We start from the raw sequence: 10,899 nt of genomic DNA on the forward strand, positions 1-10,899 counted from the left end.
CCGAGGGCGTTCCCTCACGCAGGCGTGTGCGCACAGTGTCGCGCGATGTCACCCCCCCCTGCACCGCTACAGGCGTTTGAGGTTCTTCAGGCCATCAATTCCGACAGCAAGCACGATCACGGCGCCCTTGACGATGAGCTGGTAGAAAAATGGCACATTCATGAGCACCAAACCATTGCTCAGCACCCCGATGATGAGCGCACCAATGAGCGTTCCGACGATTCTGCCGCGCCCGCCCATGAGACTCGTTCCGCCAAGCACCACGGCGGCGATGGCGTCGAGCTCGTAGCCTTCGCCTGCCTTCGGCTGCCCGCTCTCCACGCGGGCAGCGAAGATAACGCCGGCGAGACCCGCACACGCACCCATGATGAGATACACCCGAACGAGCGTCCACTTCACGTTGATTCCGGCGAGGCGAGCAGCTTCTGCATTGCCTCCGATTGCATAGACGTGACGGCCGAATGCGGTGCGTTCAAGCACGAACCAGAGCACAATGTAGACAAGAAGCATGATCACGACAGGCGTGGGGATCCCCGCAATTCCACCGTTGCCGAGGCCGCGGAAGCCGAGGTCACTGGCGATCAGCGGCCGCCCGTTCGTCAGCGAGTACGAGATTCCTCGAATGTACGTCAACGCACCCAGCGTGATGATGAACGCTGGCAGCCCGAGATACGCGATGAGCGTGCCGTTCACGAGCCCCGTGAGTGCACCGACGATGATTCCGCCGAGCACCGCGACAATTGCCGGTGCGCCCGCGGTCCACAAGAGCACGGCGCTCACTCCCGTGAGCGCGATCGCCGAACCAACGGAGAGATCGATGCCTCCCGTGAGGATGACGACGGTCATACCTGCGGCGAGGATCGCGTTGATCGATACGGCCCGCGCGACGTTCAGACCATTCGTCAGGCTGAGGAAGTTGGGGGCGATCACGCTCATCAAGATGACGAGGATCACGAGCACAGCGAGAATGCCGAAACGCTCCCACGCCAGTGCTACGTCGAACCTGCGAGGCTCGTGCTGCGCAGTCTTCTCCATTTGAGTGGGTGTCGACATCATTCGTCTCCCTCGAGCTGTTTGCTGGACAACGTACTGGGACCGTTGTCCGAAAGTCCGGTGGCAGCCATCATCACTGCCTCTTCTGTTGCTTCTTCGCGTGACATCTCGTCGACGATCTTTCCGGCTCGAAAGACGAGCACGCGATCGCTGATTCCCAGCGCCTCTGGGAGATCTGACGAGACCATCAGCACGGCAACGCCCTCGTGCGTGAGATCGTTGATAATGCGGTAGATCTCTTGCTTGGCGCCGATGTCGACGCCTCGCGTCGGCTCATCGAGGATGAGCACCTTGGGCTTCACGAGAAGCCACCGCGACAGGGCGACCTTCTGCTGGTTTCCACCCGAGAGCCCCGAGACGAGTTGACTGATCGATGTGCTGCGGATGCGCAAGGTCTTCACCTCGTTCTGCGCGGCCTTGCGTAACGCTCGCAACTTCAGCACACCACCAAGGGTGAACAGCTTCAGACTGCTCATCGCTGTGTTATCTCTGATGGAGAGATCGAGAAAGAGAGCCTGCTCCTTACGGCTCTCTGGCAGCATCCCGATTCGCTGTCGAATTGCATCACTCGGTTTGCGGATCACGACGCGGTGCCCATTTACCGAGATTCGGCCGCTGGAACTGCGATCGGCTCCGAAGATCATGCGACACAACTCGGTTCTGCCCGCACCAATCAGCCCGACGAGCCCAACGACTTCGCCCGCGCGGACACTCAGGTCGACAGGGCCGATTCCCGCACCGTTCGTAAGCCCCTCGACGTCCAAGACCACCTGAGCTGGCGCGCGATCCTCATGGACGTAGAGGTTGTCCACATCCCTGCCGACCATGCGCTGCACGACGTGCTCTGGGGTGATCTCGCCCCGCATCGTGGAACTCACCCACTTGCCATCGCGAAGAACGGTGATGCGATCGGACAGCTGCCAGACCTCCTCCATGCGATGGCTGATGTATGCCAACGCCATTCCCTCTGAACGCATCTCGTCAACGAGGGCGAACAGGCGTTTGGCCTCGCTTTGCGACAACGCGGCCGTCGGCTCGTCGAGAACGAGCACCTTTGCGTCTTCGGCAATGGCGCGCGCAATCTCGACCATCTGCTGCATTCCGATGGTCAGCCGATTCAACGGCTGGTCCACCGAAATGTCGACACCGATTCGGTTCAGCTTCTCGCGAGCGGAACTGCGCAGCGACTTTCGATCGAGCACCGCACCGAACTTTTTCGGCTCTTGACCAAGCGCAAGATTCTCTGCAACGGTCATGTCGCCGACCGTGTTGAGCTCCTGGTGAATTATCGCGATGCCTTTGGTCAACGCATCACGTGGATTCTGGAAGGTCACGGCGTCCCCGTTGAGGCTGATGCTCCCAGAGTCAGGCGTGTAGACACCCGACAGAATCTTCATCAACGTGGATTTACCCGCGCCGTTCTCTCCCATCACCGCGTGAACTTCGCCAGCGTGCAGGTCAAGGTGCACGTCATCGAGGGCGACGGCACCTCCAAACCGTTTGGATATGCCTGACATCGTCAAGAGCGGTTGACTCATGTTCTGCTCCATTGTCATAGTCCGACCGCGTGACGACCCCGGCGCGTGGCCGGGGCCACTGCGTCTCTACTTCCAGCCGTCGTACTCGTCGAGCTTCTCGCGTGTGACGATCGAACTCGGAACGAGCACGAGGTCGTCATCGAGCGTCTCGCCCTTTCGTAGCTTCACGGCCATCTCAAGCCCCGTCGTTCCCAACAGGTACGGGTCTTGAGCAGCCGTTGCAATGAACTGGCTGTCGTCTTTGCCCATCTCGGCGACGGCCTCAGGGGATCCGTCGACGCCGGTGACCGCGATATCGGTCTTCCCCGCCTGCTGAGCCGCGAGTACGGCTCCCAGAGCTGTGGGGTCGTTCACGCCGAAGATACCCACAACGTCTGGGTGCGCCGTCAGCATGTCTGTGGTCAGCGTCAGAGCTTTCTCTCTGCCGTTGTCCCCGTTCTGCGTCGCGACGACCTTCACGTCTGGGTTCTCGTCAAGAACGTTCTGGCACCCTTCCATTCGATCTTGGATCGATGTGATGGGCGTTCCGTCGACGATCAGAATGTTGCCCGCACCGCCGATGTCATCGACGAGTGCCTGGCACGAGATCTCGCCGGCCTGTACGTTGTCTGTCGTCACGGTGGCCTGAGCGCCTTTCGCGCCAACGTCGACAGCCACGACAGTGATTCCCGCGTCAATAGCGCGGTCAACAGCGGGTCCGATGCCCTCGGAATCGACGGCGTTCAGAAGCAAGACATCGAGACCTTGCTGAATGAACGCGTCGATCTGGTCGTTTTGCGCTGCAAGATCCTGGCGTCCGTCTTGAGCTGTGTATGTCGCTCCCAGCTCTTCTGCGGCGGCTTTCACGCCATTGTTCATCGAGGCGAAAAACGGGTTGCTGAGGTCTTGCACCATCAGCGCGACAGACTCGACCTTGCCGTCGGTGTCCCCTCCCGCTTCCAAGTCGCTCGTGCAGCCGGTCAAGGACACCGCCGCGATTGAGACTGCTCCGATAAGAAACAGCGACTTCGTTGTCTTCATGCTCACTCCCTCGTCAAGCAAAACTGGCACTTCGCGAGACAACGTTGTCTGGATAGAATCCAAACCACCGAACGTTGCCGTTCGAACAAACTATAGTCGGTGAGACATCGTTGTCTAGAGGAAGTTTATGGAGTCGAAACATTCGCGCAGGCGCGCAACCATCGGAGATGTGGCTGCCCGCGCAGGCGTGAGCATCAAGACAGTCTCGCGGGTCGTCAATGGGGTGACGACCGTGAATCCGGAGCTTGCCGAGCGCGTTCGGGCCGCTGCGGCAGCGCTCTCGTACCGCGCCAACCCCGCAGCATCCGCTCTGAGAACGGGCGCGCCGTCTCGCACAATCGGACTGCTCATCAAAGACCTCAACAATGACTTCTACGCGGCGATCGCCTCGGCGATCGCCGACGTCGCCCGTGCGAACGGAGCTCAGCTGATCACAGCTCCGTCTGGCGAGGATGTCACCGATGAACGGGTGGTTGTTCGAGATCTGGTGCGCCGTCGACTCGATGGACTGCTTATCGTTCCCACCAGCGGCGATCAATCCGCCCTGGCGCAGGAAATCGATCCCCATATTCCCGTCGTCTATCTCGATCGGCGCCCGGAAGGCATCGAGGCAGACAGCGTCGTGCTCGACAACGTGAACGGTGCACGTGAGGCGGTCTTCGCCCTCATCAATGACGGCCACACCCGAATCGCGGGCCTCTTCGACACTCTGAACATGCCGACGATGCACGAGAGATTGCGCGGACTCAAGGACGCCTTCGTCGCTGCCGGACTGCAGCACGATGACGGTCTCATCGCGACGGATCTGGCAACACCGGATGCCGCGTTCGCCGCCACCTCGACGATGCTCGAGCGAGACGACCCTCCCACCGCCTTCTTCTGCGGAAACAATCGCTCAGGCATCGGGGCGCTCCGCGCTCTGTGGGCGAACGGACGCTCAGAGCCGCTTGTCACGTTCGACGACTTCGAGCTCTCAGACCTGATGCCCCGTGATTTCTCCGTCGTGAGCTATGACAAGCATTCGATCGGGCGTTTGGGCGCCGAGCTGCTCTTTCGCCGAATCGACGGCGAGCAGTTCGAACCGCAATCGATCGTGCTGCCGACCCACCGAGAGAAGCGAGGAGTGGCATGACCGCCGAAGGCGATGCGTCGACATTCACCCCCGTCTTTCTCGGGGCGAATCAGCCTGCTGCGCGGTTCTATGACGGGGGCGCCAAGATCTCCCGGTTTCGGTCGACGGAGGCGTCAGCTCCATTCACCCCGGAAGACTGGGTGGCATCGACGACATCGCTCTTCGGCGAGCACGATCTCGGGCTCACGGTGCTGCCAAACGGGCAGCTGCTGCGCGACGCAATCAGCACCAACCCCGTTGCATGGTTGGGCGACGAGCATGTGCGCAGCTACGGTCCCGACTCCATGCTGCTCGTCAAGCTTCTCGACGCCGGAGAGCGACTTCCCGTGCACATCCACCCCGGCGGGGTGTTCGCGCGGGCGCACCTTGGCGCCCGGCATGGCAAAGCAGAGGCCTGGCACATCCTCGACGCGGGCGAGATTCACCTGGGATTTCGCCGCAGCGTTCGCCCCGACGAGATTCGGGACTGGGTCGACAGACAAGACGTGGCGGCGATGCTCGATGCCATGCACCGCGTTCAGGTGAACGTCGGCGATTTCATCTTCGTTCCTGCCGGGGTGCCGCACGCGATCGGCAAGGGTGTCTTTCTCGTCGAAGTCCAGGAGCCCGCAGACATGTCGATTCTGCTGGAGTGGGACGGTTACGATCTCGACGGGCCCCGGGACGGGCATCTCGGGCTCGGGTTCGATCGTGCGCTGGAAGCCGTCGCCGCAGAGGCGTTCACCATGGGCGAGATCAACCAGCTCGTCACACGAGCGGATGCCGGAAACACGCTCCCGGCCTCGGCGGACAGCTACTTTCGCGCGGAGACCCTGCGCGTTGAGCAACCTCAGCGTGTGGATGCCGGCTTCGGCATTCTCATCTCTCTCGAGGGCGCCGGAACGATCACCACAGCCACCGGATTTCACGCCCCCATTGCGCGCGGCGACACGGTTGTGATTCCCCACGGATGCGGGGCCGTCACGCTTTCTGGAGCATCCACGATTCTTCACTGCAGGCCGCCCGCGCCCCGGTGACCGGGGCGCAGGCAGCGCAGCCGTCAGCTCGTGAGCACCGAACTCCTCTCGAGATCGGCACGCACGTCGTCACGGCGCTCCGCGGCGAGCGCCTCTCGGTGCGCCTCGTCAAGCACGGCGGCGAGCCGCACCCGAGCGCCCGTCTCTGCTGACCGCACCGCCGCTTCGACCATCGCCAGACTGTAGACGTTTGAGTGGATCTCCCCCGAGGGCGTCTGCCCCGAGCGCAGCACCGAGACGAACTCGGCGAGCGAGCCAGCGATCTCCCGCGCGGCGCCGGAATCGGCGGCATCCGGTGTTGTCACCGTCGGCTCGTCGAGGCGCTGCAGCCGCGGCATCCCCTCACCATCCCACGTCGCGGATCCGCCCGCACCCGTGATGCGCCAGGTGCCGTTCCACGACGTCTCGATGCCGTCGGCGCACCAGCTGCCCGTATACACGTAGCGCGTGCCTCCCTCGAACTCGAACGTCGCCGTGGCATTCGCCGCACCGTCGAACCAGCTGAAACCGGGGTTCCACTCTTCGCAGTACACCGCCACCGGGTCGGCGTCGAGAACGTAGCGCGCGGCGTCGAAGGCGTGAATCGCCATATCGACGAGCAGCACGTGGGGCATCTGCTCGCGGAACCCGCCGAAGTGCGGCGCCTTGAAGAACTCGGTTGTGACCGCGCCGATCTCGCCGAGCTCGCCGGCGATGGCGCGCAGCTGGGCAAGCTCGGGGTAGTAGCGGCGCGACTGGCTGATCATGAGCAGCTCGCCGCTGACGGATGCGGCTGCCGCAAGCGAGAGCGCTTGCGCGACGGTGGGCGCGGCGGGCTTCTCGCACAGCACGGGAAGACCGACAAACAGCGCCTCGACGTTCACCGGATGGTGCGCTGCAGGAACCGTGACGTTCACAACAGCGTGCGCTCCGGACTGCGCGGCAACCTCTGCGGTGCTCGTTCCCACGACGATGCCCGACAGTCCGGCCTGCTCAAGAGCGGCGTGTGCGGCATCCGTGTTGATATCGACGAGACCGACAAGCTCGACGTCGGGGTTCGCGGTGATCGTTCGAATCCACGCCCGCCCCATGCCGCCCGCGCCGACCTGCACGAGGCGCAGCGGCGCAGCATCCGTGATCGTTCTGAACTCGCTCAACTGTGCATCGCTCCCTGGTAACCCCGGCCGTTGTAGAAGTCTTCGGTCTCGTATCGCAGCAGCACAGGGTCGGTGCGCTCGGGCCTCAGGGTCTTGGCCCACTCGATGCCGTTCGCGATCACCTGACGCACCTCTTTCTGGTGGTACACCGGAAAGTCCTGGTCGCCCGGGCTGAAGAAGAAGATCTTGCCATAGCCGCGCCGATACGTCATGCCGCTGCGAAACACCTCGCCGCCCGAAAATGTCGAGAGAAACACGAGCTCGTCTGGCGCCGGAACGTCGAAGAACTCGCCGTACATCTCTTGCTGCGGAATGATGAACGGGTGAGGGATGCCCCGAGCAATCGGGTGCGAGGGGCTGACCGTCCACACGATCTCGCGATCTTCTTCTGACCGCCAGCGCAGGGTGCACGAGGTGCCCATGAGCTTGCCGAAGATCTTCGACCAGTGCCCCGAATGCAGCACGAGCAGCCCCATGCCCGCGAGCACGTGACGGTGAACGCGTTCGACGATCTCGTCTGCAACCTCGGCGTGGGCCGCGTGCCCCCACCACACGAGCACGTCTGTATTCTGAAGCACCTCCTCGGTGAGGCCATGCTCGGGGTCATCGAGCGTCGCCGTCGTGACGGACGCCCGCTCGCCGAGGTGCTCGTCGATTCCCTCCTTGATCGTCGTGTGCATGCCGTGGGGGTAGATGTCTCGCACGTTCTGCTGCACCTGCTCGTGGCGGTTCTCACCCCAGACGACAACGCGGATCGGGTATTCGGGCGTGGTGATTCCAGACATGGCTGGCCTTTCTCTTGTGAGTCAGTCTCTCGTGGGTCGTGGTTACTTGAGGGCGCCGCCCGTCGCCCCGGCCGCGATGAACTTCTGCGCGAGCACAAGCAGCACAATCGCTGGGATCGACGACAGCACGGCCGTCGCCATGACGGCGCTCCAGTTGGAGACCTGCGTGCCGAGGTATTGGTAGATGCCGAGCGTGACCGGGCGGATGTCTTCTGTCGTCGTGAGCGTGAGGGCGAACAAGAAGTCGCTCCACGAGAAGAGAAACGCGAAAAGCCCTGCCGTGATGAGCGAATTCTTCGCGATCGGCAGCACGATCGACACAAACGCCCTCACCTGGCCCGCGCCATCGACGCGCGCTGCTTCGACGATCGAGGGCGGCACCCCCAGCATGAACGCGCGAAGAATCAGAATGGCAAATGGAATTGCCTGCGTGGCGTCGGCAAGAATGAGGCCAGCATACGAGTTGAGCAGACCAATATCGTTGTACGCAGCGTAGAGCGCATTGGCGATCACAATTCCCGGAATCATCTGCGAAATGAGAATCGCGAGAAGCGCAACATTGATCCAGCGGTAGCGAAACTGCGCAAGCGCATACGCCGCCGGCGCGGCGATCGCCAGACTCAGCACGACAGTGCCGAGCGAGACGATGAGGCTCGTCACAAGGTTTCCGCCCTGGTCGGCAATCGCCTTCTCGTAGCCGGCGAAGCTGGGGTTGAGGGGAAAGAAATCGGCCGTGAGCGTGTTGCCCGAGGGCTGCAGCGACGCGTTGATCATCCAGTAGACGGGAAACAGCATGATCGCGAGAAACACCACACCGAGCACGGTGTAGCTGACAGAACGCGTCGAACGGGCGCGAGCACGGCGGGCGGCCGCCGCATCGACGGTGAGAAGAACTGTTGTCATGACGGCGCCCCTTACTCGTCAACCGCGCGGCGATTTGCCCGCAGGTAGATCACGGCGAACACGAGCGAGATCACAATGAGGATGTTGCTGAAGGCCGCACCCACCCCGAACTCGAAGTTCACGAACGACTCCTGATACGAACGAATCGCCAGCGTCTGCGTTGCATTCGCCGGGCCGCCATTCGTCATACCGAGAATGATGTCGAGAACCTTGAGAGTGTAGACGACGCCGAGCACCAGAACGACGCTCACGACTGGGCGCAGGTTTGGCACGGTGATGTGCCAGAACGCCTTCCATCCCGTCGCCCCGTCCAGCGCTCCGGCTTCGTAGAGCTCGCCGGGAATGTCCTGCAGCCCGCCATAGAGAATCGTGAGGTTAAACGGGATGCCGATCCAGATGTTCACGATGATCACAGCGGTCAGCGCGACAGACGGGCTTGTCAGCCAAGGAACGGCATCAAGCCCGACGCCGGTGAGAAATTGATTCAGGATGCCGCTGTCTTTGTCCATGATTGAGCGCCATGTGGCGCTGGCGACGATGAGCGGAAGCAGCCACGGCAGCAGGAGCATTGCCCGCAAGAACCCACTGAGCGGAAACCGTCGCTTAAAGAAGACGGCCAGCGCAAGGCCGATGGTGAACTGGCCGGCGATCGACCCGATGGTGAACAGTGCGGTGTTGGTCATCGACGGCCAGAAGAGATTGCTGTCAACGACGGTGAGGTAGTTCTCGATTCCGACAAACGGCGCCTCGCCCGTGAAGAAGGTCTTCGTCGTGTACTCCTGCAGGCTCATGAGGAGGTTCTTCACCACGGGGTAGCCGAAGAAGAGCACGATGTAGATCGCCGCGGGCACGATGAACATCGCCTTGACGATGTTGTCTTTCGTGAACCTGCGGCGACGGCGCGGGGCAACCGGGGCCGCGCGCGTGGCATCCGCCTCTGACTCATGTGCCGCCTGCCGCGACTCGCGTGTCACTGGTGTCATCATCGACCCTTTCGAGATGCCCCGCCCCGGTGGGCGGGGCATCCGTTCGGTGAATGTCTGGGGGCGGATCGCGCTAGCCCTCGGATGCCTGTGAGAAGGCTTCGTCGACCGGAGCCTTGCCTGTGATGGCGAGCTGAATGGCGTTGTAGATCACCGTCGCCGCCTCGGGCCAGTCTTCGCCGAGCTTCCCGGTACGCGACCGTGCGTTGGCAACCTGTTCGGTGAATGACTTCATCTCGGGCATCTTCTCGACGAACTCCTCTGAGAGAGCCGTGCGCGTCGGCACCAGGTAGCGAGACTCGGCGAGGGCCAGCTGGTTGTCGTCGCTCGAGATGCACTCGACGAACTCGGCGGCTTTTGCCTGCTTGTCTCTATCGCCCGTCTCAGGCACCGTCCACACTTCGCCACCCAGCGGGGCAACGGGAGTCTGACCGACCTCGTTCACGGGAACCTGCACCGAATCCCAGTTGATATCCGTCTCGTTCAGCGCGGGAATCTGCCACGGGCCGTTCACCATCATCGCCGCCTTGCCCGCCGCGAACTGGTCTTTCACATCGGCCTGCGACCAGTTGAGAACGCTGTTCGATGCCGAGCCGTCGTCGACGAGGTCGACCCACAGCTGCAGCGCCTCCTGCACCTCAGGCGTGTCGAGGTCTGTCTCGTCTCCGCCGTTCGTCCACATAAAGGGCAGGAACTGCCAGGCTCCCTCGTATGTGGCGATCGCCGAGAACGCGATTCCGTACTGGTCGCCGTCGGTCAGTGCTGCCGCGGCATCCTTCAGCTCGGCCCAGGTTTCGGGCGGATCGATGCCGGCCTCCTCGAGAAGGTCGACGTTGTAGAACAGCCCGAGCGTGTTGACGGCAGGAGCGAGCCCGTAGAGCTCGCCCTCGTACGTTGCAGCCTCGATGATTCCGTCGGCGAACCCCTCGGTGTCGACGTCGTAGTTACTCAGAGGCGAGAGCCCGCCCGTCGCGGCGATTTCTTGCACATCGGGGTTGTCGAGCATGAGCACGTCGGGAAGCGTCTTCGACGATGAGCGCTGCAGAACCTTCTGAATGAGGTCCTTTCCCGGAACCGACTCGCGGTCGATAGTGACCCCGAGGTCGGCAGCGCAGGTGTCGAGCGTCTCTTGCACGAGGGTCTTGTCTGGTTCGTTGTTGTAGTAATCGAGAATCGTCAGGGTGTCTGGATCACCCGAGCTGCCCGACGATCCGCCGCTGCATCCGCTGAGCGCGATCGGCACGACCGCGGCGGCTGCCAGAACGGTGAGATACCGGCGATGACGCATTGTTGGCTCCTTTGCCTAAAGTAAAGCGCTTAACTCTTCGTCCGT

The 10,899-nt window shown here is 62.5% G+C and carries 10 protein-coding genes; 2 read left to right on the forward strand and 8 right to left on the reverse strand.

Annotated features, from left to right (window positions below; translation table 11 throughout):
- Positions 1-66 precede the first annotated feature (66 nt).
- The 3 genes from HCR84_RS16565 to HCR84_RS16575 form a co-directional block, all read right to left on the reverse strand.
- Complete coding sequence (locus tag HCR84_RS16565; protein WP_208322090.1) at positions 67-1,056, reverse strand: ABC transporter permease subunit; 990 nt, start codon at positions 1,054-1,056, stop codon at positions 67-69.
- Positions 1,053-2,591: a sugar ABC transporter ATP-binding protein gene (locus HCR84_RS16570; RefSeq protein ID WP_166979132.1), complete on the reverse strand. Its 1,539-nt coding sequence runs from the start codon at positions 2,589-2,591 to the stop codon at positions 1,053-1,055. Before HCR84_RS16570 ends, HCR84_RS16565 begins: the two co-directional genes overlap by 4 nt.
- A 66-nt stretch (positions 2,592-2,657) precedes the next feature.
- Positions 2,658-3,611 carry an ABC transporter substrate-binding protein gene (locus HCR84_RS16575; RefSeq protein ID WP_166979129.1) on the reverse strand — a complete coding sequence of 318 codons (954 nt, stop codon included), beginning with the start codon at positions 3,609-3,611 and terminating at the stop codon, positions 2,658-2,660.
- Between the two features lie 169 nt (positions 3,612-3,780).
- Here HCR84_RS16575 and HCR84_RS16580 point away from each other — a divergent pair, with 169 nt between their 5' ends.
- Together HCR84_RS16580 and HCR84_RS16585 are read left to right on the forward strand one after the other, a co-directional pair.
- The gene (locus tag HCR84_RS16580) at positions 3,781-4,743 is read left to right on the forward strand and encodes a LacI family DNA-binding transcriptional regulator (RefSeq protein ID WP_166979126.1); all 963 of its coding nucleotides are present in this window, start codon (positions 3,781-3,783) and stop codon (positions 4,741-4,743) included.
- Complete coding sequence (locus HCR84_RS16585) at positions 4,740-5,759, forward strand: class I mannose-6-phosphate isomerase (RefSeq protein WP_166979123.1); 1,020 nt, start codon at positions 4,740-4,742, stop codon at positions 5,757-5,759. The genes HCR84_RS16580 and HCR84_RS16585 overlap by 4 nt, the downstream gene beginning before the upstream one ends.
- A gap of 23 nt (positions 5,760-5,782) precedes the next feature.
- Here HCR84_RS16585 and HCR84_RS16590 read toward each other — a convergent pair whose 3' ends face one another.
- The 5 genes from HCR84_RS16590 to HCR84_RS16610 all read right to left on the reverse strand — a co-directional run bounded on the left by HCR84_RS16590 (position 5,783) and on the right by HCR84_RS16610 (position 10,854).
- Complete coding sequence (locus tag HCR84_RS16590) at positions 5,783-6,895, reverse strand: Gfo/Idh/MocA family protein (protein WP_235940747.1); 1,113 nt, start codon at positions 6,893-6,895, stop codon at positions 5,783-5,785.
- Positions 6,892-7,680, reverse strand: a complete 789-nt coding sequence (locus HCR84_RS16595; RefSeq protein ID WP_166979120.1) for a ThuA domain-containing protein — start codon at positions 7,678-7,680, stop codon at positions 6,892-6,894. The genes HCR84_RS16590 and HCR84_RS16595 overlap by 4 nt, the downstream gene beginning before the upstream one ends.
- Positions 7,681-7,722: 42 nt before the next feature.
- Positions 7,723-8,583 carry a carbohydrate ABC transporter permease gene (locus HCR84_RS16600; protein WP_166979116.1) on the reverse strand — a complete coding sequence of 287 codons (861 nt, stop codon included), beginning with the start codon at positions 8,581-8,583 and terminating at the stop codon, positions 7,723-7,725.
- Between the two features lie 11 nt (positions 8,584-8,594).
- Positions 8,595-9,566: a carbohydrate ABC transporter permease gene (locus tag HCR84_RS16605; RefSeq protein ID WP_166979113.1), complete on the reverse strand. Its 972-nt coding sequence runs from the start codon at positions 9,564-9,566 to the stop codon at positions 8,595-8,597.
- 73 nt (positions 9,567-9,639) lie between these two features.
- Positions 9,640-10,854, reverse strand: a complete 1,215-nt coding sequence (locus HCR84_RS16610; RefSeq protein WP_166979110.1) for a sugar ABC transporter substrate-binding protein — start codon at positions 10,852-10,854, stop codon at positions 9,640-9,642.
- Between the last annotated feature and the right edge of the window lie 45 nt (positions 10,855-10,899).

It is taken from the genome of Paramicrobacterium fandaimingii (assembly GCF_011751745.2).
GTDB classification, from domain to species: Bacteria; Actinomycetota; Actinomycetes; order Actinomycetales; family Microbacteriaceae; genus Paramicrobacterium; species Paramicrobacterium fandaimingii.